Origin of the sequence: Aeromonas sp. FDAARGOS 1411, from assembly GCF_019047125.1 — a bacterium.
GTDB lineage: Bacteria > Pseudomonadota > Gammaproteobacteria > Enterobacterales > Aeromonadaceae > Aeromonas > Aeromonas veronii.
Genome location: NZ_CP077214.1, coordinates 3,104,471 through 3,128,472, shown reverse-complemented (window position 1 = coordinate 3,128,472; position 24,002 = coordinate 3,104,471). Strand labels below are relative to the sequence as shown.

Annotated in this window: 26 protein-coding genes; 17 read left to right on the top strand and 9 right to left on the bottom strand. The window is 61.8% G+C overall.

Going from position 1 to position 24,002, the window contains the following annotated elements; all coding sequences use genetic code 11:
• Window positions 1-25: 25 nt before the first annotated feature.
• Window positions 26-1,291: an inorganic phosphate transporter gene (locus I6L41_RS14020; protein WP_005343043.1), complete on the top strand. Its 1,266-nt coding sequence runs from the start codon at window positions 26-28 to the stop codon at window positions 1,289-1,291.
• A gap of 91 nt (window positions 1,292-1,382) precedes the next feature.
• Here I6L41_RS14020 and I6L41_RS14015 read toward each other — a convergent pair whose 3' ends face one another.
• Together I6L41_RS14015 and metB are read right to left on the bottom strand one after the other, a co-directional pair.
• Complete coding sequence (locus I6L41_RS14015; protein ID WP_216959572.1) at window positions 1,383-3,839, bottom strand: bifunctional aspartate kinase/homoserine dehydrogenase II; 2,457 nt, start codon at window positions 3,837-3,839, stop codon at window positions 1,383-1,385.
• Window positions 3,839-5,011 (bottom strand): cystathionine gamma-synthase, encoded by a 1,173-nt coding sequence (metB, locus tag I6L41_RS14010; RefSeq protein WP_216959569.1) that lies wholly within the window; start codon window positions 5,009-5,011, stop codon window positions 3,839-3,841. Before metB ends, I6L41_RS14015 begins: the two co-directional genes overlap by 1 nt.
• 220 nt (window positions 5,012-5,231) lie before the next feature.
• On the opposite strand from metB, the gene metJ reads away from it, so the two are divergent.
• The 3 genes from metJ to I6L41_RS13995 all read left to right on the top strand — a co-directional run bounded on the left by metJ (window position 5,232) and on the right by I6L41_RS13995 (window position 6,742).
• Entirely contained in the window at window positions 5,232-5,555 is a 324-nt protein-coding gene (gene metJ / locus I6L41_RS14005) for a met regulon transcriptional regulator MetJ (RefSeq protein ID WP_005343046.1), read from the top strand.
• 41 nt (window positions 5,556-5,596) lie between these two features.
• A complete protein-coding gene (locus I6L41_RS14000) occupies window positions 5,597-6,319 on the top strand; it encodes an AraC family transcriptional regulator (protein ID WP_216959565.1) in 723 nt (240 codons plus the stop codon).
• An 84-nt stretch (window positions 6,320-6,403) separates the two neighbouring features.
• Window positions 6,404-6,742: a tRNA-binding protein gene (locus I6L41_RS13995; RefSeq protein ID WP_216952140.1), complete on the top strand. Its 339-nt coding sequence runs from the start codon at window positions 6,404-6,406 to the stop codon at window positions 6,740-6,742.
• Between the two features lie 69 nt (window positions 6,743-6,811).
• Here the strand turns inward: I6L41_RS13995 and I6L41_RS13990 are convergent, their stop codons facing one another.
• Entirely contained in the window at window positions 6,812-8,083 is a 1,272-nt protein-coding gene (locus I6L41_RS13990) for an aromatic amino acid transport family protein (RefSeq protein WP_216959562.1), read from the bottom strand.
• A 123-nt stretch (window positions 8,084-8,206) separates the two neighbouring features.
• Here I6L41_RS13990 and I6L41_RS13985 point away from each other — a divergent pair, with 123 nt between their 5' ends.
• Window positions 8,207-8,524, top strand: coding sequence for a hypothetical protein (locus I6L41_RS13985; RefSeq protein WP_216959558.1), 318 nt, complete (start codon window positions 8,207-8,209; stop codon window positions 8,522-8,524).
• Here the strand turns inward: I6L41_RS13985 and cysQ are convergent.
• Window positions 8,521-9,333, bottom strand: a complete 813-nt coding sequence (gene cysQ, locus I6L41_RS13980) for a 3'(2'),5'-bisphosphate nucleotidase CysQ (RefSeq protein WP_005357849.1) — start codon at window positions 9,331-9,333, stop codon at window positions 8,521-8,523. The two genes, I6L41_RS13985 and cysQ, sit on opposite strands and share 4 nt — an antisense overlap.
• Window positions 9,334-9,370: 37 nt before the next feature.
• Window positions 9,371-9,979: an ADP compounds hydrolase NudE gene (nudE, locus tag I6L41_RS13975; RefSeq protein ID WP_216959555.1), complete on the bottom strand. Its 609-nt coding sequence runs from the start codon at window positions 9,977-9,979 to the stop codon at window positions 9,371-9,373.
• 143 nt (window positions 9,980-10,122) lie between these two features.
• On the opposite strand from nudE, the gene yrfG reads away from it, so the two are divergent.
• Window positions 10,123-10,803: a GMP/IMP nucleotidase gene (gene yrfG / locus I6L41_RS13970; RefSeq protein WP_203977625.1), complete on the top strand. Its 681-nt coding sequence runs from the start codon at window positions 10,123-10,125 to the stop codon at window positions 10,801-10,803.
• An 85-nt stretch (window positions 10,804-10,888) separates the two neighbouring features.
• Here yrfG and I6L41_RS13965 read toward each other — a convergent pair whose 3' ends face one another.
• The 4 genes from I6L41_RS13965 to I6L41_RS13950 all read right to left on the bottom strand — a co-directional run bounded on the left by I6L41_RS13965 (window position 10,889) and on the right by I6L41_RS13950 (window position 13,490).
• Window positions 10,889-11,101: a hypothetical protein gene (locus tag I6L41_RS13965; RefSeq protein ID WP_040067337.1), complete on the bottom strand. Its 213-nt coding sequence runs from the start codon at window positions 11,099-11,101 to the stop codon at window positions 10,889-10,891.
• A 114-nt stretch (window positions 11,102-11,215) separates the two neighbouring features.
• A complete protein-coding gene (locus I6L41_RS13960) occupies window positions 11,216-11,554 on the bottom strand; it encodes a DUF1294 domain-containing protein (protein WP_216959552.1) in 339 nt (112 codons plus the stop codon).
• Window positions 11,551-12,141, bottom strand: coding sequence for a sugar O-acetyltransferase (locus I6L41_RS13955; protein WP_216952135.1), 591 nt, complete (start codon window positions 12,139-12,141; stop codon window positions 11,551-11,553). Before I6L41_RS13955 ends, I6L41_RS13960 begins: the two co-directional genes overlap by 4 nt.
• 86 nt (window positions 12,142-12,227) lie before the next feature.
• The gene (locus tag I6L41_RS13950; protein WP_216959549.1) at window positions 12,228-13,490 is read right to left on the bottom strand and encodes a DUF4010 domain-containing protein; all 1,263 of its coding nucleotides are present in this window, start codon (window positions 13,488-13,490) and stop codon (window positions 12,228-12,230) included.
• Window positions 13,491-13,707: 217 nt separating this feature from the next.
• Here I6L41_RS13950 and I6L41_RS13945 point away from each other — a divergent pair, with 217 nt between their 5' ends.
• From I6L41_RS13945 to I6L41_RS13895, 11 genes are all read left to right on the top strand, one after another.
• The gene (locus I6L41_RS13945; RefSeq protein ID WP_128814869.1) at window positions 13,708-14,709 is read left to right on the top strand and encodes a sulfate ABC transporter substrate-binding protein; all 1,002 of its coding nucleotides are present in this window, start codon (window positions 13,708-13,710) and stop codon (window positions 14,707-14,709) included.
• Window positions 14,710-14,765: 56 nt separating this feature from the next.
• Window positions 14,766-15,341, top strand: coding sequence for an alpha/beta hydrolase (locus I6L41_RS13940; protein ID WP_040067346.1), 576 nt, complete (start codon window positions 14,766-14,768; stop codon window positions 15,339-15,341).
• A 271-nt stretch (window positions 15,342-15,612) separates the two neighbouring features.
• Window positions 15,613-16,452, top strand: coding sequence for a sulfate ABC transporter permease subunit CysT (gene cysT, locus I6L41_RS13935; protein ID WP_040067348.1), 840 nt, complete (start codon window positions 15,613-15,615; stop codon window positions 16,450-16,452).
• Complete coding sequence (cysW, locus tag I6L41_RS13930; protein WP_005343065.1) at window positions 16,449-17,339, top strand: sulfate ABC transporter permease subunit CysW; 891 nt, start codon at window positions 16,449-16,451, stop codon at window positions 17,337-17,339. The genes cysT and cysW overlap by 4 nt, the downstream gene beginning before the upstream one ends.
• Before the next feature lie 22 nt (window positions 17,340-17,361).
• On the top strand, window positions 17,362-18,429 hold the full coding sequence (locus I6L41_RS13925) for a sulfate/molybdate ABC transporter ATP-binding protein (protein ID WP_113740060.1): 1,068 nt from the start codon (window positions 17,362-17,364) through the stop codon (window positions 18,427-18,429).
• Window positions 18,430-18,551: 122 nt separating this feature from the next.
• Window positions 18,552-19,499 carry an HTH-type transcriptional regulator Cbl gene (gene cbl, locus I6L41_RS13920; RefSeq protein ID WP_216959546.1) on the top strand — a complete coding sequence of 316 codons (948 nt, stop codon included), beginning with the start codon at window positions 18,552-18,554 and terminating at the stop codon, window positions 19,497-19,499.
• A 194-nt stretch (window positions 19,500-19,693) separates the two neighbouring features.
• Entirely contained in the window at window positions 19,694-20,905 is a 1,212-nt protein-coding gene (locus I6L41_RS13915) for a threonine synthase (protein WP_216959543.1), read from the top strand.
• Entirely contained in the window at window positions 20,902-21,567 is a 666-nt protein-coding gene (locus I6L41_RS13910; protein WP_216952129.1) for an amino acid ABC transporter permease, read from the top strand. The genes I6L41_RS13915 and I6L41_RS13910 overlap by 4 nt, the downstream gene beginning before the upstream one ends.
• 90 nt (window positions 21,568-21,657) lie before the next feature.
• Window positions 21,658-22,320 carry an amino acid ABC transporter permease gene (locus I6L41_RS13905; protein ID WP_216952128.1) on the top strand — a complete coding sequence of 221 codons (663 nt, stop codon included), beginning with the start codon at window positions 21,658-21,660 and terminating at the stop codon, window positions 22,318-22,320.
• Window positions 22,317-23,078 carry an amino acid ABC transporter ATP-binding protein gene (locus I6L41_RS13900; RefSeq protein ID WP_216959540.1) on the top strand — a complete coding sequence of 254 codons (762 nt, stop codon included), beginning with the start codon at window positions 22,317-22,319 and terminating at the stop codon, window positions 23,076-23,078. The genes I6L41_RS13905 and I6L41_RS13900 overlap by 4 nt, the downstream gene beginning before the upstream one ends.
• On the top strand, window positions 23,075-23,911 hold the full coding sequence (locus tag I6L41_RS13895; protein WP_216959537.1) for a transporter substrate-binding domain-containing protein: 837 nt from the start codon (window positions 23,075-23,077) through the stop codon (window positions 23,909-23,911). The genes I6L41_RS13900 and I6L41_RS13895 overlap by 4 nt, the downstream gene beginning before the upstream one ends.
• Window positions 23,912-24,002 lie beyond the last annotated feature (91 nt).

Here is a 24,002-nt window from a genome sequence, read left to right as displayed (position 1 = left end):
TCGACTGACTGGGTAAACACTACTAATGGACATTATCGCGAATTACGGCACCACTCTGGTGCTCGTGGCGGCCTTGTTCGGCTTTTTGATGGCTTGGGGCATTGGCGCGAATGACGTGGCCAACGCCATGGGAACATCGGTCGGCACCAAATCCCTGACCATCCGTCAGGCGATCATCATTGCCATGATCTTCGAATTTGCCGGTGCCTATCTGGCCGGTGGCGAAGTGACGGCCACCATCCGTAACGGCATCATCGACAGCAATGCGTTTGTCGATAGCCCGGATCTGCTGGTGCTCGGCATGATCGCCTCCCTGCTGGCGGCAGGCGCCTGGTTGATCCTCGCCTCCTACTTCGGCTGGCCTGTCTCGACCACTCACTCCATCATCGGCGCCATCGTCGGTTTCGCTGTGGTGAGCATTGGCCCGGAAGCGGTGCAGTGGAGCAAGTTTGGCGGCATCGTCGGCTCCTGGGTCATCACCCCGGCCATCTCCGGTGTCATCGCCTACTTCATGTTCATCAGCGTGCAGAAGCTTATCTTCAACACCGATGATCCCCTGAACAACGCCAAGCGCTATGTGCCGTTCTACATGTTCCTGACTGCGCTGGTGATCTGTCTGGTGACCATCAAGAAGGGGCTGACCCACGTCGGTCTGCACCTGAGCGATGGCGAGGGCATTCTGCTTTCGATTGCCATCTCCATCGCAGTGGCGTTTGCCGGCTGGATCTACATTCGCGGCCAGAAGTACAACCCGCAGGATGACAGCAAGATGCACTTCGCCAACGTGGAGAAGGTGTTCGGCATCCTGATGGTGATCACTGCCTGTGCCATGGCCTTTGCCCACGGCTCCAACGATGTGGCCAACGCCATTGGCCCGCTCTCTGCGGTGGCCTCGATCGTGGCTTCCGGTGGCGAGATTTCCAGTCAGGCTGCCATTGCCTGGTGGATCCTGCCGCTGGGCGGTATCGGTATCGTGATCGGTCTGGCGACTATGGGCGAGAAGGTGATGGCGACGGTAGGTACCGGCATCACTCACCTGACCCCGAGCCGTGGTTTTGCTGCCCAGCTGGCGACTGCCGCGACCGTGGTGATTGCCTCCGGTACCGGTCTGCCCATCTCCACCACCCAGACCCTGGTCGGTGCTGTGATGGGTGTCGGTCTGGCGCGCGGTATTGCGGCGCTGAATCTGGGGGTACTGCGCAACATCGTGGTCTCCTGGATCATCACCCTGCCTGCAGGTGCCATTCTGGCTATCGCCATCTTCTACGTGCTGCAGGCCTGCTTCTCCTAATCGAAGCGGCATTCTGCAAAAAGCCCGAGTCATCGACTCGGGCTTTTTTATTGTGCGCGGGAGCTGAGTGCTGCTCCCTTTGCATATCACCTTAGAGGCTGGCGCAGATCTGCCACAGATCGTACTGGATGGCGGCGGCGGTCACTTCCCGACCCGCCCCCGGCCCCTGGATCACCAGCGGGTTGGTGCGATAGCTGTCGCTCTCGATGGCGAAGATGTTGTCGCACGGCAAGAGGTTAGCAAACGGGTGGTGGGGCTCCAGCGCCTCCAGTCCGACCCGCGCCTTGCCGTCATGCTCGAAGCGGGCCACGTAGCGCAGTACCTTGCCGAGGCGCTTGGCCCCTTCGAAGGCGGTCTGGATCGGGCCATCCAGCTCTTTCAGTCTGTCCATGAACTGATCGGCGGTCACCTTGCGCAGCGTGACGGGCACCAGATTCTCCAACTCGATATCGGCGGAGTCGAGCTCGAAGCCTGCCTCCCGCGCCAGAATAAGCAGCTTGCGCCGCACATCCTGACCGGAGAGATCCTCGCGGGGATCCGGTTCGGTCAGGCCGTGCTGCCACGCCTCATCCACCAGTTCGGAGAAGGGGCGGGTGCCGTCATACTGCTGGAACAGCCAGGAGAGGGTGCCGGAGAAGATGCCGGAGACCCCCTGAATGCGGTCGCCGCTCTGGCGCAGCATCTGGATGCTGGACTGGATTGGCAACCCGGCACCCACGGTGGCGTTGTAGCGCCACTGTACCTGATGGTCGCGGCAGGTCTGTTTGATGCGCTGGTAGAACTCGCTGTCGGCGGCACCGGCAAACTTGTTGGCGGCGATGATGTGAATGCCAAGCTGGGCAAAATCCGGATAGTAGCGGCTCACCGTTTCGCTGGCGGTCATGTCCAGCGCAACCAGCGCATCGAAGCCGTGCTGTTCAAGCTGGGAGAGCAACTCCGGCCAGATCAGCGGTTTGGGATTGAAGTTGTCCTGTACCTTGAGGGGGTTGAGTCCCTCTTCATCGAGCAGGCCCCCTTCCGAGCTGAACACCCCGTAGAGGGTGAGCGCCAGATTGAGCTCATGTTCCAGCCGTGCCTTTTCACGGGCGTAGAGGCTCAGCCAGTGGCCGCCGATATTGCCCTTGCCGAACACCACCAGTCCGACCCGGGTCGGGCGGCTGAAGAGGGCGCTGTGCAGGGCGATGAGCAGCGGCTCCAACACTACCTGACGCAGCACAGCCACCAGACTCAGGCCATCTCGGGCCACCTGTACGAACTCCAGCGGTTGATCTGCCAGCAGCTGATAGAAGCGGTGACACTGCTCCGCGTTGTCGGTGACACCGGCGCCGACCAGCGCCACCAGACTGAACCCCTCTTTCTGAATGAGGCCGGTGAAGCTCCCCTGCAGCTGGAAGTCGCGCAGCAGCTCGAAGGCGCCTTGTGCTACCTCAAGGGTGTAGGCGAGGCGCAGGATCCGGCGATCCGGCTGGCGCTGCAGGGTGAGCGGGTTGAGACGGTGACGGGCCAGATGGGCCTCGATGGTGGCCACCGTCTGTTCATAGTTGGTTTGCGGCAGCACCTTCAACTCGATGAGGGCGATCTGATCCACCGAGGAGACGATGCGGGCGCCGCCGGAGCGGGGGGCGCGGCGCAGGATATGGGTACAGCCCTCATCCGGGTTGTAGCTGCAGCGCAGGGTGAGGCGCTGGCGGCTGTCGGCCACAGGTTGCAGGGTGCGCGAATGCAATACCGAGGATCCGAGGCGGGCCAGCTCGTTGGCTTCGGCGAGGCTCAGGCGCTCCAGCAGGCGAGCCTCCTTCACCCGGCGCGGGTCGGCGCTGTAGACCCCGGCCACGTCGCTCCAGATGGTGGTGGATTCACCGTCCGCCAGCAGCGCCAACAGGCTGGCGCTGTAGTCGGAGCCGTTGCGACCGAGCAGCAGGGAGCGCCCCTCCATGTCGGCAGCGATAAAGCCGGTTACCACGATACGACCGGCATGTTCGGCCAGTCGCGCCTTGAGCAGCTCGCTGGAGAGCGCAGTATCTACCTTGACCAGAGCTCCATCCTCGGCGCGCAGGAAGCTGCGGGCATCGAGCCAGATAGCCTTGTCGCCGCGGCTGGTGAGCAGGGCCGCCAGCAGGCGAGCCGACCACACTTCGCCAAAGGCGAGCAGGCCGTTGCGGGCGAAGCGGTCAAACTGCCCCTCCAGCGTTTTGGCGATCAGCTGCATGTCGTCGGCCAACTGCTTGCTCAGGTCGAGCTGCAGTTCACCCTCCAGCAAGCCGTCGATCAGCCCCTGCTGATAGGCGTGAAGGGCGGAGATAGCTTCACCAGCGGCTTCATCACCTGCTTCGGCCAGCTCCACCAGCTGGATCAGGCGGTTGGTGGTCTTGCCGGCGGCGGAGACTACGATCAGTTCATCCCCACCCACCTGTTGTTCAATGATGCTGGCGACCCGGCGATAACAGACCGGATCCGCCAGACTGCTGCCACCGAATTTGTGGACGTGACGTCGCTTCAAGCCTGCTTCTGTTGCCACCGCGATCTCTCCTTGTTGCTGCTGTTCCATTACTTCGCTACCTGTTCTGCCTGCTGCGCCTGTGCAAAAGCCTGTGCCAGATCGGCCACCAGATCTTCACCGTGTTCAATACCGACCGACAACCGCAGCAGCTGGGCGCTGATACCTGCTGCCTGCTGCGCGACCGGGGTCATGGCCCTGTGAGTCATGCTGGCCGGATGGGCCACCAGACTCTCCACTCCGCCGAGAGACTCGGCCACCGAGAAGAGGGCGAGGGCCGCGAGGAAGGCGCGAATGCCCGCCTCGCTGCAATCGAGTTCAAAACTTAGCATGGCGCCGAAGCCGGACTGTTGACGGCGCGCAATATCGTGGCCCGGATGGCTCGGCAGGCTGGGGTGATAGATGCGTTTCACCAGCGGCTGTCGTTGCAGGAAGGCGAGGATGCGATCGGTGTTCTCCTGATGGGTGCGCAATCTGGGGGCCAGAGTGCGCAGGCCGCGCAGGGTGAGGTAGGAATCGAATGCCCCGGAGGTGAGCCCCAGACAGTTGGCCCACCACACCAGCGACTCGGCCAGTGCGGCCTCCTTGGCAATCGCCACCCCGCCCACCACGTCTGAGTGACCGTTGATGTACTTGGTGGTGGAGTGCACCACCACATCGGCACCAAGTGCGAGCGGCTGTTGCAGCAGGGGGGAGAGGAAGGTGTTGTCCACCACTACCTGTGCACCCACCTCGTGGGCGGCGCTGGCGATGGCGCTGATATCCACCACTCGCAGCAGCGGGTTGGAGGGTGTCTCGACCCATACCAGCGCAGGTTTTTGCGCCAGAGCTGCGGCCAGTGCGGCCTCATCCCCCTGATCGACAAACTGCACCCGGTAGTGGCCCTTGGCCGCCAGATACTCGAACAGGCGCCAGGTGCCGCCGTAACAGTCGTGAGGGGCAATCAGCAGATCCCCAGCCTTGAGCAGTGCTGTGGTGACCAGATGGACGGCGCCCATGCCGGTGCCGGTGACCACGGCGCCAGCGCCCCCTTCCAGCGCCGCCAGCGCGTTCGCCAGATTGGTGCGGGTCGGATTGCCGGAGCGGGCATAATCGTATTGACGGGGCTCGCCAAAGTCGGCAAAGGTGTAGTTGCTGGAGAGGTAGATGGGGGGCACCACGGCACCGTGTTGCTGGTCTGTCTCAATCCCGGTGCGAACCGCTAGGGTGGCCTTGTGGGTCATGTTTCTCTCCTTGATCTCTCTGGACGGTGGCCGCTCTTCCTGCCACGCTGCTTTTGCCACACGCAATCGTGCCAATGCTGGCATCATGATGAACCACACTACGCCAGCTTAAAAAGGCCGTCAACACTTCTAGACGTCTAAATGGCTTTGCTGTTGGATTGCCATTAATTTCCTTAAGGGTTAAAATCCGCGCTCACGGCTAAATGAGAACAGGTGAGTCATGGGAACAGAGTGGAACGGCGACTACGTCAGCCCCTACGCGGAACACGGTAAGAAGAGCGAACAGGTCAAGAAGATTACCGTCTCGATCCCGCTCAAGGTGTTGAAAGTGTTGACCGATGAGCGCACCCGCCGTCAGGTGAACAACCTGCGTCATGCGACCAACAGCGAGCTGCTCTGTGAAGCCTTCCTGCACGCTTTCACCGGCCAGCCGCTTCCTTGCGACGAAGATTTGCGCAAGGATCATCCGGACAGCGTCCCTGCCGAAGCGCGCGCCATCATGGAAGCGCTGGGCAAAGAGATCGAAGATTTCGACAAGGAATAACCCCCAATGACGCGGCCCTGGCCGCGTCATTGCTATCTGCCATGTCCCGCTTCAGCCTGCGCCACTATCACCACCATGTCTGCAGCCATAGTCACGACTTTGCCCAGCTGGTGATCCCCCTCGACGGCCCCCTCGAGATCGATGTGCAGGGCCGGGGGCGTAGGCTTGCCCCCGGTTCTGCCTGCATCATCGCCCCCGGTGAGCGACACGACTACGCCGCCGATCCTGCGCTTTCGTTTCTGGTGCAGGAGAGCGACTGGCTGCCCGGCGATCTGGCAGCTCACCCCTTTATCGAGCTGGATGAGCCCCAGCGCCACTACCTCGCGTTTCTGCACCGCATGGTGGCCGAAGGGCGACAGGTGGCGGGCATGGAGCTGGTGTGGCTCTCCCTGCTGGCTGAAGGGCAGGGGATGCAGAGCGCAGCCACGCCGCGTCTTGCCGCCCGCATCCTCAAGGTGCAACGCCATATCGATGCCAACCTCGCCGCCCCGCTGACCAATCAGCAACTCGCCGCCATCGCCTGCCTTGGCCAGAGCCAGTTCAAGCTCGCTTTTCGCCAGCAGTTGGGGATGAGCGTCTCCCACTACATTCGCAGTCGGCGCATGGCGCTGGCGTGTACCCTGCTTGCCTGCACGCAGCTGCCCGTCGGCGAGATTGCCAGCCGTTGTGGTTACCAGAATCAGGGGGCCTTCAGCGAGCGCTTCCTGGCCGAGACCGGGCTCATTCCATCCCTCTGGCGCCAACAAAACGGCCGCCTGCCGTAACGAAGCGGCTGATCGCCGAAGACGGGATGCTCTCTTTGGGCCATGCTGCGGGTCATGCAAGGTGCACGATAAACTGGAGCCGAAATGGAGACGATTAGCTGGCAGGATTTCGAGATGGTGGAGCTGAGGGTGGGTACTCTGGTGCGGGTCGAGCCGTTCCCCGAGGCGCACAAACCGGCCTACAAGGTGTGGGCGGATTTTGGCCCCGAACTGGGGGTTCGCAAGAGCAGTGCCCAGATCACCACCCTCTACCAGCCAGAGCAGCTGGTGGGCCGCCAGATCATCGCCGTGGTCAACTTCCCGACCAAGCAGATAGGGCCGTTTCAGTCGGAGTTTCTGCTGACCGGTTTCTACCGGCCAGATGGCGCCGTGGTGATGGCCATTCCCGAGCAGGCGGTGGAGAACGGCGCCAAGCTGGGCTGAGTTCACGCCCGAACAGAGACAAGAGAGGCGACCCCGGGGTCGCCTCTCTTTGTTATCTGCTGCGAGTCGTTACTTCAACAGGCTGAAGATCAGCGCCGATACCGCCAGCGACCCGGTCAGCAGGATAAAACCGTTGGTCCAGCCGTGACGGAAGCGGGCCAGCGCATCCACCTTGTAGATGGCAATCACCGGCATGATGAACAGGATCATGGCGATGACCGGGCCGGAAAGGGTCTCCATCAGCCCCAGAATGCCCGGGTTGATGACGGCGGCACTCCAGATAGAGAAGAACATCAGGGCGATACCCAGTTTGTCCGCCTTGGCCAGCGGCAGGCCGGTGGGCTTGGCGATCAGGCTTTTGAGGCTTTCGCGGGCACCGAGGAAGTGGCCGAGGAAGGAGGAGCTGATGGCGATAAAGGCAATGAGCGGCCCCAGAGTCACGATCACCGGGTTGTCGGTGATGTTGGCGAGATAGGAGAGCACAGAGACGTTCTGGGCCTTGGCTTCGGCCAGTTGGGCTGGTGAGAGGCTCAGCACGCAGGAGAAGACGAAGAACAGCACGAAGCCCACCAGCATCACTGTGGTGTTGCGCAGGATCAGGCCGCTCTTGGCTTCGGCCTGCTCGCCATATTCACGGCGCTGTACGTTGGCAAAGCCGGAGATGGCGGCGGCATGGCTGAAGGCGAACACGGTCACCGGCAGCGCCAGCCAGACGGTGTTGAGGAAGCTGACCCCCTCAAATGCGGTCACTTCCGGCCATTGCCACTGAGGAATCAGGTAGCAGGAGAGGGCCGCCAGAATGGCTGCCAGCGGATAGACCATAAAGGCGAAGGCGCGCAGCATCGCTTTCTCCCCCGCCAGCATCACGGCGATCATGGCGAACACCAGCACGCCGGAGAGCATCACCCGATCCGGGGTCGCCATGCCGAGCTGGTTGACCATGAAGCTCTCCACCGTGTTGGTCAGCCCGACCCCGTAAATGAGCAGGATCGGGAAGATGGAGAGGAAGTAGAGCGCCGAGATGAGGCGACCAGCCATCTTGCCGAAATGCTCCTCCGCCACTTCGGTGAAGTCGGCGTGGGGGCGTGACGAGGAGAGCACGAAGCGCGCCAGCCCGCGGTGGGCGAGGAAGGTCATGGGGCCTGCCAGTACCGCGACGATGACGAGAGGCCAGATGCCGCCCAGACCCAGATTGATGGGCAGGAACAGGATGCCGGCGCCAACGGCGGTGCCAAACAGGCTGATGACCCAGTGGGTGTCGTGACGGCGCCAGCGGGTGGTGCTGGCAGTGGTGGAGCAGGAACCGGATAGCTCCTTGGTAGCCTCTACAGATAAACTCATTACTAATTCACTTTTTGTCAGTGTTTTAATCTGAGTTAATTGTGGTTTATCGGGATTTAATTCTCAAAAAGCGGGGCTGAAACATATCACTGCCATTGCGGGGTTTAGCCAGCGAGATTGGGAATGGAATCTTGGTCACAGAATGCAACAAAACTGACAATGGTGATTTTTGTGAAATATAAAACCAAATTTTTATCTGCGATCATTTTTTTATTTTGGCTAATAAGGTGTTTTCAGAATTACGTGAAAAATCGCACCATTTCTCGCCGACCAATTGTGATATTTCACTATCATTTCGCTTCTTTGCCAGCGTATCACGCTGTTCAAGAGCGCCTTGACCAGCGGATCACACCGGCCATCACCCGGGGCAACTTCCCTGAAAAAGCAGGCGGCCATCGGGCCGCCTGCTTGTCTGGTGTGATGACATCGCTATCCGCCTAGTGGGCCAGAATGTTGCCCCAGGCGAGATCCGGATCCCCCATCACGATAAAGTCAGGGTTCTCCAGCGACTCGGTTTCGTTGTAACTGAGTGGCTGCAACGCCAGGCTGAGGATACGGCCACCGGCTGCCTCGACGATGCACTGGGCGGCGGCGGTGTCCCACTCGCCGGTGGGGCCTAGTCGTACGTAGCAATCGGCAGCCCCTTCCGCCACCAGACAGGATTTGAGGGAGCTGGAGCCAAGCGGGATCAGCTCGTAGTTGATGGCCGGGTTGAGGCGGCGGGTGAGGTTCTCCAGCTTCTGGCGGCGGCTGATGGCTACTACCAGCGAGTCGGGCTGGTCATGCTCGTGATGCATAGCGCTGATGGGCAGTACCTCGCCATTCACCTCCTTGAAGGCGCCGTAGCCGCGCACCGCCCAGTAGAGCACGTTGGACTCGGGGGCGTAGATGACCCCGAGCACCGGCACATTGTCCCGCACCAGGGCGATCAGGGTGGCGAAGTCGCCGCTGCCCGCAATAAATTCGCCAGTGCCGTCGAGGGGATCCACCAGCCAGTACTGCCGCCAGTTGGATCGCTGGCTGAAGGGGATGTCGGCCGCCTCTTCGGTCAGCACCGGCACATGGGGAGTGAGCGCCGACAGCGCCTGTTTGAGGTAGGCATCGGCAGCAAGATCGGCACTGGTGACCGGAGTGGCATCCTCCTTCAGCTGACGCTCGAACTGACCGCCATGATAGATGTCGTGAAGGATCCTTCCGGCTTCGCGGGCAATCTCCTTGACCCCCGGCACCCAGGCCAACAACTCCTGCATCTCGTTATCCTCTGTCTGTTAACTGCCCGTCTGCGGGCTACTCTGCCTGCTCCGCCAGCCACTTTTGGGCCAGGAGCAGGGCACTGATGCTGCGCGACTCGGTGAAGTCGGGTCGCGCTAGCAATTCGTCGATCCGGTTCAGCGGCCAGGGGATCACTTCCAGCGGTTCGGGCTCGTCGCCGATCCGCTGCTCGGGGAAGAGATCCCGCGCCAGCAAAATGTCCATCCGGCTGGAGAAGTAACCGGGCGCCAGCGACACCTGTTTGAGCAGGGTCAGGCTGTTGGCGCCAAAGCCCGCCTCCTCCATCAGTTCCCGGTTGCCCGCCTCGAAGGCATCTTCGCCCGGGTCGATCAGCCCCTTGGGAAAGCCCAGCTCGTAGGAGTGGGTGCCGGCGGCATATTCGCGCACCAGCAGCAGGGTGTGGGCATCGAACAGCGGCACCACCATGACGGCGCCACGATTGCCGCCGCGCATCCGCTCGTAGACCCGCTCTTCGCCGTTGGAGAACTTGAGGTGTAGCGATTCCACCTTGAACAGTCGGCTCTCGGCCACGATATCGGCCTTGAGGATCTCCGGCTTGCTCTTGGGATGATCCAGTTGGTCGATCGAAATCTGTTCGGGGGGGCTTTTGTGGTGCTCACTCATCAGGGGTGACGGCTCGTTAAAAAATCGTGCTTCAAGAGTAAACGACTCTCACACCGAACACCACGGGCCAGGGATGGCAAAGGGGGAGGAAAAATCCGTTATACTGCCGCCCCGTTTTCCGAGATCCGCGCTCAAGAGGCCCGATGCCACACTCCCGCTCCACCACCTTGCCTTGGCACCAGATTGATACCGTCTTGCTCGATATGGATGGTACCCTGATCGATCTGCATTTTGACAACCACCTCTGGCAGCAGCTGGTGCCGGAGCGTTACGCCGAGCGGCTCGGCCTGCCGCTGGATGAAGCCAAAGCGCAGATCGACGTCCACTATCACGCCGTCAACGGCACCCTGAACTGGTACTGCGTGGATTACTGGAGCGAGACCCTGGGGCTCGACATTCGGGCCCTCAAGCAGGAGCTGCTGGCGAAGATCCAGTGGCGTCCCCACGCCATCCCCTTTCTGGCCGCGCTGCGCGCCGCGGGCAAACAGCTGGTGCTTTTCACCAATGCCCACCCCGCCAGCCTGTCGGTGAAGGATGCGCAGCTGGGGCTGAGCGACCATCTGGATCTGATGGTGAGTACCCACGAACTGGGCTGGTCGAAGGAGAGCCAGCACTGCTGGCAGGCACTGGCCGAGCGGCTGGCGTTCGATCCGGCCCGCACCCTGTTTGTGGATGATAGCGAGCGGATCCTGCGGGCTGCCGCCGACTATGGTATCGGCTATCAGCTGGCGATCCAGAATCCGGATAGCTGCAAGCCGGAGCAGAGCATTACCGCTTTTCCGGCGATCCGCGACTATGCCGAGTTGCTGCCGTTGGCAATCTGAAGCAGTTCAAACAAGAGAGGGCTGCATCATGCAGCCCTCTTTCTTTGATTTGAATTTTGGTTATCTGACGCCTGATGGCGAAAAATCACAGCTCCCGAAACGGGCGCCGCTTCTCCTCTTCGATGACGATCGCCTCCAGATTGGCGATCCGCTCCTGCAATTCTCTGATGATCATATCCTGCTTGCCGAGGCGGTCGGTGATGCGTGCATCCCCCATCTGGTAGCGGGCTCGCTTGCCGAGGTATCCGAACAATAGGCTGATAAATACGATCAGGACTATGCCTGTCCACATGGTCATGTCACGACTCCTTGTCGTCTATAAACGGCGAAAACGCTGATGGGATCTGTTCTGTTTTCTCACAGCCGCCAATTGGCCGCAATGGGCCCCGTTTCGCCTTTGTGATGCAGTTGGCTATTGCTGCCAGAGTGGCCGCCCGACCCAGAGCGCCCACAGGGTGAGGTGCAGCAGCACGATAAACCAGAAGACCAGCCGGTAGCTGCGCTTCTGGGTCTTGTGACGCAGCCACTGGCGGGCCACCAGTGCCCCCGGCCAGCCGCCGCACAGCTCCAGCAGGTGCAGGCGAGATTCGGGAATGCGCCATTCACCGCGCACCGCCTGCCGCTTGTCCCAGGCGTAGGCGACTACCGTGAGCAGGCTCATGAAGAGCAACACGGCCAGCGGCCACCACTGCTGCTCGCCGAGGCCGAGCCAGAGGGCGGCGCCCAGTGGCAGCAGTGCCAGCGCCATCACTGGGCCAGCTCCCAGCAGCGCTCCTCATCCTGCTTGAGTTTGCGGATCACCTTGGCCGGATTGCCCACCGCCACCGAGTCGGCCGGGATGTCGCGGGTCACCACGGCGCCCGCGCCAATAATGGATCGCGGCCCTATGGTGACGCCGGGGCAGATGATGGCGCCGCCGCCAATCCAGCAGTCGTCACCGATCCGCACCGGCTTGTTGTAGGCAGTCCAGTTCCGTCGTTCCAGATAGTTCATGGTGTGGGTGGCGGTGTAGATCTGCACGTTGGGGGCCAGCAGCACATGGCTGCCGATATGCACTTCGCCCACGTCGAGAATGGTGACGTTGAAGTTGAAGAAGGTCTTCTCGCCGATATGGATGTTGCGGCCGAATTCGCAGGTAAACGGCGTGCTGATCCAGCAGGAGTCGGGGCAGTGGCCAAAGAGCTCGCGGCAGATCTGCTGGCGCAGAGGGGCATCGCCTGCAGGTGAACCATTGAGCCGGGCCAGCTGCGCCTGACCGCGGATCCGGTCGTTGGCTATCTCCTCGCTCTGGCTATCCAGTGCCCCGCCAGCCAGTACCTTGTCCCAGTCGCTCGCCATTGCTACCTCCTCATGCTGCAAGAGCAGGCAGTATACGTGACTGTCAGGGGCGCCGTCAGTCTGTCACTTGTTGCAGGTGATCCCCGTCAACCTGCGGGCCAGACGAGGGGCAGGATCAGCAGGGCCGAGATGAAGTAAGGGAGCAGCACCCGCAGCCCCAGACTGCGACCGCCGATACCGAGGGCCAGCAGCCCCTTCACCAGCGAGTTGACCAGCCCGGCGAGCAGGATGCCGCGGGCGGCCACCTCCAGCGCCAGCTCCTTGTGGGAGAGCTGGGAGAGCGACAGCGTGATGGCGTCCACATCGGTGATCCCCGACACCAGCGCCAGCAGGTAGACCCCGGAGTTGCCCACCTTGTCTTGCAGCAGGGTGGCCATAAAGCCGATCAGCGCCAGCAGCAGGCCGAACTTGATGGCGGTGGCAAGATCGAGCGGGTTGCTGGTTTCCGGCTGCACCGGGCCGTCAGTCAGCTCCTCGCGCTGACGCCAGAACCAGAAGGCAAAGCCGTAGACTGTGGTGGCCAGCAGCAACAGGGGGGCGATGAGGCGCATCGCCAGTTCGCTGTGAATGAGCAGCACCAGTACCAGCAGCCGCAGCCACATGGTGGCCCCTGCCAGCAGGATGCCGGTAGCCAGCAGTCGCTCCAGCCCGCCCTGCTCCTTGTTGAGACGGGCGAACTGCAGGGTGAGAGCGGTGGAGGAGGCCAATCCCGCCAGTATGCTGGTGAGCACCAGCCCAGCGCGGGTGCCGAGCAGCCGCACCGCGAAGTGGCCACAAAACGAGATGCCGGCGATCACCACCACCATCAGCCAGATCTTGAAGGGGTTGAAGGCATCGAGGGGCCCCATCTCCTCGTTGGGCAGCACCGGCAGCAGCACCAGCGAGATAAGCAGAAAACGCAAGGTGGCGTGGAACTCGGTTTCGCTCAGAAACAGCATCCCCTGCTGGATCTTGCCCTTGAGCCCCATCAAGAGGGCAGCCAGCACGGCGCAGGCGACCGCCTCGTTCGGGCTCAGCAGCACCGACATCAGCCCCAGCAAATAGGTGAGCAGCATGGCGACCGAGCTGGTGAGGCCGAACTCCCCCTGCCAGCGTTGGGCCAGCCAGACCGAGAGGCCACAACCGATCACCACCGCCAGCAGGCCGAGCAGCGGCAGCCAGGGGCCCAGGGTGGGCAGCAGCAAACCGCACACCCCGCCGAGCAGGCCGATAAGGCCGTAGGTACGCATCCCGGCGATGCGCTGGTTATCCCCCAGCTGGCGCACCTGCCAACCCCGCTCCAGCCCGATGATAAGGCCGATGGCCAACGAGACCAGGGCTCCGTTGACCGGTTCTGCATTGATCCACATAACGACTTCCTTTTCGTCATCTGCCTGCCTTGTTCCCATGATGGCACAGCGAGCAAGGGGCCAGAGGGGCATGGCTCACAGAGTCTGCGTCCGGCTCCCGGTGCGGGTGGCTGAGTTGATATGAGCAAAAGAGATAAGCAAAGAGTTATTTCTTTCTTCTGGGCATAACAACTCCACGGCATGCTGTTCTCAACCCAACAAGATATGGAGAATCACCATGAAACTGCGAATGACCGCCCTGACCCTGCTCTCTCTGCTGGCATTTGGTCAGGCCAATGCCGCCGAGATCCGCCTGCTCAACGTCTCTTACGATCCGACCCGCGAGCTGTTTCAGGAGTACAACGCCGCCTTTGCCAAGGAGTGGAAGGCCAAAACCGGCGACGACGTGGTGGTGAGCCAGTCTCACGGTGGCTCCGGCAAGCAGGCCCGTGCTGTGGTGGATGGACTGGAGGCCGACGTGGTATCGCTGGCGCTGGCCTACGATGTCAACGCCATCGCCAAGGCGGGGCTGACCGCTGCCGACTGGCAGAGCCGCCTCGGCAACAACGCCTCGCCCTATACCTCCACCATTGTCTTCCTGGTGCGCAAGGGCAATCCCAAGCAGATCAAGGATTGGGATGATCTGGTGCGCAAGGATGTCGCCATCGTGACTCCCAACCCCAAGACCTCCGGCGGGGCACGCTGGAACTATCTGGCCGCCTGGGGCTATGCCCTGAAGAAGAGCGGCAGTGAAGAGGGGGCCAAGCAGTTTGTCGGCGATCTATTCAAGAACGTGAAGGTGCTGGACTCAGGCGCCCGCGGTGCCACCACCAGCTTTACCGAGCGCGGTCTCGGTGACGTGCTGCTGGCGTGGGAGAACGAAGCCCTGCTGGTGCTTGGTCAGGCGGGTGCCAGCGACAAGTTCGAGCTGGTGGTGCCTTCGGTCTCCATTCTGGCGGAGCCGCCGGTCGCGGTGGTGGACAAGGTGGCCAAGAAGCACGGTACCGAAGCGGTGGCCAAGGCCTATCTCGATTATCTCTACTCTGACGAGGGGCAGCATATCGTCGCCAAACATCACTATCGCCCCAGCAACCCGGCGATCCTGAAGGAGACGGCAGCCCAGTTCCCGCAGCTTGCCCTCTTTACCGTCAAGGATCTGGAAGGGGATTGGGAGAAAGCCCAGAAGAAACACTTCGCCCAGGGCGGTCTGTTTGACCAGATCTATCAGCCGGGTCGTTGATAGCTTCGTTATCCATCACTGAACTGGCCCCTGTGCCAGCCGATAGGAGCACCAAGATGAACAAGATCCTCCTGGTTCCCGGTCTGCACAACAGTGGGCCGGATCACTGGCAGAGCCGCTGGCACGATCATTTTCCCCAATGGCAGCGGATGACCGGGCTGCCGTGGGACAAGCCGGACCTCAGGGTCTGGAGTGCCAAGCTGGCGAGCAAGCTGAAACGTCGCCGCAGCCGGGTCCATCTGGTGGCCCACTCTTTCGGCGCCCTGACCGCCATCGCGGCGGCCCGCTTGCAGCCGGAGAAGGTGGCCTCGATCTTTCTGGTGGCGCCCGCCGATCCTGCCCGTTTTGGCATTGCGGATGAGGCCTTGGCCGGGCCGCTGCAGGTGTCGGCCCAGCTGGTGGCCAGCCGCAATGATCCCTGGATGAGCTTTGAACGGGCCGAATACTGGAGTCGCCAGTGGCAGGTGCCGCTGTTCGATGCCGGTGAGGCTGGCCATATCAATGCCCAGTCCGGTCATGGGGACTGGCATCAGGGGCTGCATTTGCTGGGGGCACTCTACCGCCGTGGTGAGCTGGTAGTGGCACCGGTCAAGGCCGCATCGCCCCGGCCGGTCGTATTGGGCTTTCGCTAGGTATCTGTGAAGTGGTTGGAGGGTTGGCGAGCGCGCTGTTCGCTGGCTACTCCATGCCCCCGTTCTTTGAATGCTCCGCTCCTTATTGCTCCATTTCTTAGGTCTTTTATTTATATAAAAGACCTTTTTTTATTTGGAGTGCGCCAAGAGCCTTGTGACTCTGCGGTTAGACAAAAAAGTGATTAGCAAAGTCGCAATTGATGTTTGTTGCCGATGAGGGGAGTGAGCAGAATCACCATATCGAAAATTCTTCATAACAGATGGATGTGTTATGCGATTTGGTTCTTATTCTGTCCTGCCCGGTTTTGGCCCCACCCTGGGGTTCAGTCTGCTCTATCTGGGCCTGCTGGTGCTGTTGCCGCTCTCGGCCCTGGTACTGTTTGCGATCAACAACCTGACCGCCGCCGAGTTCTGGCAGGTGATCGGTTCACCCCGGGTGCTCGCTTCCTTTCGCCTGAGCTTCGGTGCGGCCTTTGTCGCGGCGCTGCTCAACAGCCTGTTTGGCCTGATCCTGGCCTGGATCCTGGTGCGCTACACCTTCCCCGGTCGTCGTCTGGTGGATGCCCTCATCGACCTACCGTTTGCCATGCCCACCGCTGTCTCCGGCATCGCCCTGTGCGCCATCTTCGCCCCCAACGGCTGGATCGGCCAGCTGCTGGCGCCGCTCGGCATCCAGCTCGCCTACAACCCTATCGGGGTGGTCATCGCACTCACCTTTATCGGATTGCCGTTTGTGGTGCGTACCCTGCAGCCGGTGCTGCGGGAGGCTGAAACCGAGCAAGAGGAGGCCGCCGCCAGCCTCGGCGCCGATCGCTGGCAGACCTTTCTGCGGGTGCTCTGGCCGACCCTGGTGCCTGCCCTGCTCACCGGTTTTGCGCTGGCGTTTGCCCGTGGGGTGGGGGAGTACGGCTCCGTCATCTTCATCGCCGGCAACCTGCCGATGGTCTCGGAAATCGCGCCGCTGATGATCATGAGCCACCTGGAAGAGTATGACTACGCAGGTGCCTCCGCCATCGCCGTGGTGATGCTGCTGATTTCGTTCATTTTGTTACTGCTAATCAACAAGTTGCAGGCCTGGAGCTGGTCTCGCATCGGAGGGAGCCGGATATGAGTTCATCTGCTATCGCCATTGAGGCGGCCTCTGTGGAGGCGACCCCCGCTCGCAAGGCACCGGTCGTGATCCGTGAACCCCAGTGGGTCAAGTGGCTGCTCATCACGGTCGGTTTGGGTTGGTTTGCCGCCCTGTTGCTGCTGCCGTTGGCCACCGTCTTTATTCAGGCGCTGACGCCGGGGCTCGCCTTCTTCTGGCACGCCATCAGCGAGCCGGATGCCTTGAGCGCCCTCGGTCTCACCGCGTTGGTGACCCTCTGTGCGGTTCCACTCAATTTGTTGTTCGGGATTGCGGCGGCCTGGGCTATCGCCCGTTTCCGCTTCCCCGGTCGGCAGCTGCTCATCACCATCATCGATCTGCCCTTCTCGGTGTCGCCGGTGATCGCCGGTCTGATGCTGGTGTTGATGTTCGGCAGCCGCGGCTGGTTTGGTGACTGGTTGAGCGAACATGACATCAAGATCATCTTCGCCACCCCGGGGATCATCCTAGCTACCACCTTCATTACCGTGCCTTTCGTGGTGCGCGAGCTGCTGCCCCAGATGGAGGCGCGCGGCCCGGAAGAGGAGGAGGCGGCCATCATGCTGGGGGCGAGCGGTCTGCAGATGTTCTGGCGCGTCACCCTGCCCGGCATTCGCTGGAGCCTGATGTACGGCCTGCTGCTCTGTACCGCCCGCGCAGTGGGGGAGTTTGGCGCTGTGTCGGTAGTTTCCGGCCATATTCGCGGCCAGACCAATACCCTGCCGCTGCATATCGAAATCCTCTACAACGAGTACCAGACCGGCGCCGCCTTTGCAGTGGCAAGCCTCTTGGCTCTGTTCGGGATCTTCACCCTGCTGGGGGAAACCCTGTTGGCCCGGCTGCGTGCCCAGCCCACCAAATCTCACTGATCACCGTTTTAAAGAGGCAGCCATGAGCATTCAGGTTCAACAACTCAACAAGCATTTCAATCAGTACGCGGCGCTGGCAGACATTAACCTCGACTTTCACGACGGTGAGCTGGTGGCGCTGCTCGGCCCCTCCGGTTGCGGCAAGACCACCCTGCTGCGGATCATCGCCGGGCTGGAGCAGGCCGACTCTGGCCACGTCATCATCCGTGGCGAGGACGCATCGGATCTCCATGTGCGCGAGCGCAACGTCGGCTTCGTGTTCCAGCACTACGCCCTGTTTCGCCACATGACGGTGTTCGAAAACGTAGCGTTTGGCCTGCGGGTCAAACCGCGCAGCGAGCGCCCGGCCGAGGCGGCCATTCGTGCCCGGGTCAAGGAGCTGCTGGATCTGGTGCAGCTCAGCCACGTGGCTGAGCGCTACCCGACCCAGCTCTCCGGCGGCCAGCGTCAGCGGGTCGCGCTGGCCCGCGCGCTGGCGGTGCAGCCCAAGGTACTGCTCTTGGACGAGCCCTTCGGCGCCCTCGATGCGCAGGTGCGCAAGGAGCTGCGTCGCTGGCTGCGCGAGCTGCACGACGAGCTGCACGTCACCAGTCTGTTCGTGACTCACGATCAGGAAGAGGCGCTGGAGGTAGCGGATCGGGTGGTGCTGATGAATGCCGGACGGGTCGAGCAGATCGGCACCCCGGCCGAGGTCTACGACCAGCCCGCCAGCTCCTTCGTCCACAGCTTCCTCGGCAGTGTGAACCAGTTCCGCGGTCGGGTGGCGGAGCAGGGATTCGGTGTCGGCGAGCAGCTGCTCGGCGGGCCGTCGGCTTCCCATCTGGCTCACGGCAGTGCCGCCATCGCCTATGTCCGCCCCCATGAACTGGAGATCTTGCCAGCCGATGCGCCGGGCGGGATCCGCGCCACCATTACCCGTCTGCTGCCCATGGGGCCACGCATTCGGGTGGAGCTGCGTGGTGACGGTGAGACCAAAGGGGCTCACTATGAGGCGGAGCTGAGCAAGGAGGCGGCCAAGCTGTTTGCCCCGGGTCAGGGGGTGAAGCTGGTGGCCAGACAGGCGCAGTTCTATCCCGACTATCAGATTTGATGCTGTGTTGCGGGCGGTGTGGCCGCCCGGTTCAGGCTGTCAGCCGGGCATGATCCGGCCAAATAACAAAAATGAGAGGGGCGAGCAGATTGTGTCGCCCACTCTTCGCAGGAGGCGACAAGGTGAATTTCCAGCAGTTACGTATTATCCGGGAGGCAGCGCGGCGGGATTACAACCTGACCGAGGTGGCCAATGCCCTTTTTACCTCGCAATCCGGGGTGAGTCGCCATATCCGCGAGCTGGAAGAGGAGCTCGGTATCGAGCTCTTTATCCGCTACGGTAAGCGGCTGCTCGGTATGACCGAGCCTGGCAAGGAGCTGCTGGTGATTGCCGAGCGCATTCTCAATGACGCCAACAACATCCGCAAACTGGCCAGTACCTTTGCCAACCGCGACTCGGGCCGCTTGCTGGTGGCGACCACCCATACCCAGGCCCGCTATGCCCTGCCGCGGGTGGTGAAGGCGTTTCGCGAGCAGTTTCCGCTGGTACAGCTGGAGCTTCGTCAGGGCAGCCCGGAGGAGATTGTGCGGCTGGTGCAGACCGGCGAGGTGGATATCGGCATCAGCAGCGAGCAGCTCGACAAGAGCGAAGGGGTGGTGGCATTTCCCTACTACCGCTGGCACCACAATATCGTGGTGCCCGAGCAACATCCGCTGGCAGGTGAGCGGGAGCTGACGCTGGCGGCGCTGGCCAACTGGCCCATCGTCACCTATCAAGCCGGGTTGACCGGGCGGGTGCGGGTGGATGAAGCCTTTGCTGCGGCTGGCATTGAACCGCAGATCCTGCTGACGGCGCAGGACTCCGATGTCATCAAGACCTATGTCGAGCTGGAGATGGGGGTCGGCATACTGGCCGACATGGCGTTCGACGCACAGCGCGATCAGGGGCTGGTACAGCTTGATGGCAGCCATCTGTTTGCCCCCCATACCGCCTGGATTGGCCTCAAGCAGGGGCAGTTCCAGCACAACTTTGCCTGGCAGTTTATCCAGCTCTGCAACCCCGAGCTGGCGCTGGCGGATATTCAAGCCCGCGCCATGGGCAGCGAGCCTGCCCTCGACTTCCAGATTTGAATAGGAAGAGATGACAAAAGGGGAGCCAATGGCTCCCCTTTTTTGTTGCTGGCAGATGAGATTGCCAGCAAAAACAGACGGCTTCATATGAATTTTTTCACTTAGGTTTGCCAGTTAATTTTGTTTGTTATCCGGTACTTGGGTTGCAGGATGGAATAAGTGACTGACCAAAGTCGATCCATTCAGGATAAAGCATGCCGTATAGCTACCTATCACATCTGCGTTGCAGCAAGAGTGGCGAGATCCATGAGGCTGACCAGCCCTGGCAACTGAGCCGGGCTGGTGCGCCACTGCTGGCCAGCTACGATCTCGATGCGCTGAAGCGAGCATGGCACCCGGCGGCATTGCTGGGGCGCCCGGCCAGCCTGTGGCGTTATCACGAGTTGCTGCCGGTGCGAGATCCCGCCCACGTTGTGACGCTGGGGGAGGGATTCACCCCACTGCTACGGCTGCCTACGCTGGGCAAGCAGATCGGTATTCCGGATCTCTGGATGAAGGATGAGAGCGTCATCCCCACCGGCTCCTTCAAGGCTCGTGGTGCAGCGGTGGGCATCTCCCGCGCGCGTGAACTCGGCGTCACTCACTTCGCCATGCCGACCAACGGCAACGCAGGCGCTGCATGGGCGCTCTACGGTGCCCGTGCCGGACTGCGCAGCACCATCGTTATGCCGCAGGCAGCCCCCGCCATCACTCGACTGGAGACCTCTCTCGCCGGTTCCCGCCTCTATCTGGTGGATGGCCTGATCAGCGATGCCGGTCGTCAGGTGGCGCAGGCGGTGGCGGAGCAATCCCTGTTTGACGCCTCAACCCTGAAGGAGCCCTACCGGATTGAGGGCAAGAAGACCATGGGGCTGGAGATTGCCGAACAGCTGGGCTGGACCCTGCCGGATGTGATCATCTATCCGACCGGTGGCGGGGTCGGCCTCATCGGTATCTACAAGGCGCTGCGCGAGCTGCAGGAGCTGTGCTGGGTCAAGGGCGCGTTGCCCAGACTGGTCGCGGTACAGGCGAGTGGCTGCGCGCCCATTGTGCAGGCGTGGCAACAGAGAGCCACCGAATCGAGCTTCTGGCCCGACTCCCAAACGCTGGCTTTCGGCATCAATGTACCCAAGGCACTGGGAGATTTTCTGGTGCTGGACGCCCTCTATCGCACCGAGGGTTGCGCCATCGCGGTGGATGACAAGGCCATCCAGAGCGAGATCCGCCAGCTTGCCTCTCGCGAAGGGAGCTTTGTCTGCCCTGAGGGGGCCGCCGCGTTTGCTGCTGCTCGTCAACTACGCGAGGCTGGCTGGATCCGTGGGGGAGAGCAGGTCGTGGTGCTCAATACCGGTGCCGGCATCAAGTACCCGGATGCGATCACTGTGCTGCCCCAGCGTCTGCAGCGTGACGGGAGGATCCCGGCATGAATCTGGATCTGCCTTTCATCCTCACGACGCTGCCCGCCTTCGGCAAGGCGGTCTGGGTCACCTTGCAACTGGGAGCCATAGTGATCCTCACTTCGCTGGCGGTCGCCCTGCTCAACGTCGCCCTGTTGAGCCTGCACAAGCGGCAGCTCAGCGCACTGATCCGCGGATATGTCGAGCTGGCTCGCAACACGCCGCTGCTTATCCAGCTCTTCTTCCTCTATTTCGGGCTGCCTGCGCTCGGCTTGTCGCTGTCGGGCTTTACCACTGCGGTGATTGCCATGACCTTCCTCGGCGGTGGTTATCTGACCGAGGCGCTGCGTGCAGGCATTCAGGCGGTGCCCGCCAGTCAGCTGGAGGCTGGCAGGGCCATCGGCCTCTCCCGCTGGCAACTGCTGCGCCACGTGCAGTTGCCCCAGGCCTGGCTCGCCAGCCTGCCGGCGCTGTTTGCCAACTTCATCTTTCTGCTCAAGGAGACGACTGTGGCTTCGGCGGTGGCGGTGCCAGAGCTGCTCTACACCACCAAGAATTACATCGCCCTCTACTACAAGACCTACGAGATGCTGGCGGTGCTGACCTTGATGTGCGTGCTGATCTTCCTGCCGCTCTCGCTCGCTCTGCGCGTCGTTGAAAGGAGGCTGCAACATGGTCAGTTCGGTCACTGAATCGCTGATGCAGGCGAGGATCCCGATGTGGGCACTTATCTTCCAGCTGCTGCAGATTCGCCACCGAGGCGCAGGAAAGGAGGGCTCAATATGGTCAATTCCGTTACTGAGCAGCTGACGCAGGCGCTGCCACTGCTGGCGGTGGGCGCGGGTCAGACCCTCGCCATCTCGCTACTGGCCATCCTGCTTGCCACCCTCGGCGGTGTCGCTTACGGCGTGTTGGCACAACAGGGCGGCCGGTTGGTGCGGGGCCTGCTGCGGCTTTATCTCGAGCTGTTTCGGGTAGTGCCGGTGCTGGTGTGGCTCTATCTCTTTTTCTTCGGGTTGCCGATCTTTTTCGGCCTCGATATTCCGGCCTTCTGGTGCGCCGTGCTGGTACTCGCCCTCTGGGGCGCCAGCGAGGTGGGAGAGGTGGTGCGCGGTGGCCTCAACTCCCTCGCCCGTGGTCAGCAGGAGGCCGGGTTGGCGCTCGGGCTCTCGACCTGGCAGCTCTATCGCCATGTGTTGCTGCCGCAGGCGTTGCAGCGGCTGACGCCGCCGACCATCAACATCTACACCCGCATCATCAAGACCAGTTCGCTGGCGGTGCTGATCGGGGTGGTGGAGGTGATCAAGGTGGGCCAGCAGGTCATCGAGCGCACCTATGGCTCGCTGCTTATTTACGGTCTGCTGTTTCTGTTCTTTTTTCTGGTCTGCTATCCGCTCTCGCTCGCCTCGCGCCGGCTGGAGCAACAATGGGGTAATGCGGTATGACACCTCTGCTTGAACTCGGTTCTGTCAGTAAACAGTTCGGCCCGAATCTGGTGCTGGATCGGATCAGCCTCAGCGTGCGAGCCGGGGAGGTGATCGTCATCCTGGGGCCTAGCGGCTGTGGCAAGAGCACACTGCTGCGCACTCTCAACGGGCTCGAACCCATTCAGGGGGGCGAGATCCGCTTCGATGGTGTGTTGCTGGATGGTGCCACCGACTGGCAGCGGCTGCGCCAGCGCATCGGCATGGTGTTCCAGAGCTATCACCTCTTCCCCAACCTGACGGTGCTGGAGAACGTGCTGCTCGGCCCCCTTCAGGTGCAAAAACGGGAGCGGGCCGAGGCCCTGCTGCAGGCGGAACAGCTGCTGACTCGCATCGGCCTGTGGGAGCGGCGCCACGACTATCCACGCCAGCTCTCCGGCGGCCAGCAGCAGCGCATCGCCATCGTGCGGGCCCTGTGCATGAACCCCCAGGTGATGCTGTTTGACGAGGTGACCGCTGCGCTGGATCCCGAGATGGTGCAGGAGGTGCTGGAGGTGATCCGGGATCTCGCCGGCAGCGGCATGACACTGCTCATCGTCACCCACGAGCTGGCGTTCGCCCAGGCGGTGGCGGATCGCATCGTCTTCATGGACGGCGGCCACATCCTGGAGCAGGCCACCCCCCATCCATTTTTCGAGAGCCCGCGCAGCCAGCGTGCGCGCCAGTTCCTCGCCAAGTTTTCTTATACAAATGTCATCAAACGAAAGGAGTCAGCATGAAAAAAATCACCTCGGTTCTGCTTAGTGCCTTGTTGGGACTGGGACTCGCCAGCGGCGCCGCCCATGCGGCGGACGGTTCCCTCGACAAGATCAAGGCCCGCGACAAGCTCATCGTCGGGGTCTTCACCGACAAGCCTCCCTTCGGCTATGTCGATGAAAAAGGCAACTACGTCGGCTTTGACACCGACCTCGGTCGCCGTTTCGCCAAGGACCTGCTGGGAGACGAGAACAAGGTCGAGTTCGTGGCGGTGGAGCCCGCCAGTCGCATCCCCTTCCTGCAGAGCGACAAGGTGGATCTCATCCTCGCCAACATGACGGTCACCCCGGAGCGGCGCGAGGTGGTGGATTTCACCAATCCTAACCTGCGAGTGGCGGTGCAGGTGCTGGTGCCACAAGGAAGCCCGGCCAAGCAGCTCGACGATCTGGCCAGCAAGACCCTGATCGTCACCACGGGCACCACGGCCGACATCTGGCTGACCCGCAACCACCCGGACTGGAAGGTGCTCAAGTTCGAGAAGAACACCGAATCTTTGCAGGCACTGGCCCAAGGGCGCGGTGACGCCTACGCCCAGGACAATCTGGTGCTGTTCAGCTGGGCCAAGGAGAATCCGGGCTACCGGGTATTGCCCGAAAAATTGGGCTCGGAAGACCCGATCGCCCCGGCGGTGAAGAAGGGCAATATCGAGCTGCGTGACTGGGTCAACGACCGTCTCGCCAAGCTGGGGGAGGAGAAGTACCTGCTGAAACTCTATGACCAGTATGTGCGTGACAAGCTGAGCCCTGATACCGATCCGAATGATGTGATTGTCGAAGGAGGAAAATGGCAGGGTTAATGGACAAATCCTGTTTGAAGAGTGTGTTGAGTGTGTGAAGTAAGTGAAGAGTGAGGTCTTGGTTCCGTTGGTATGCAAACCGCAAGGTTTG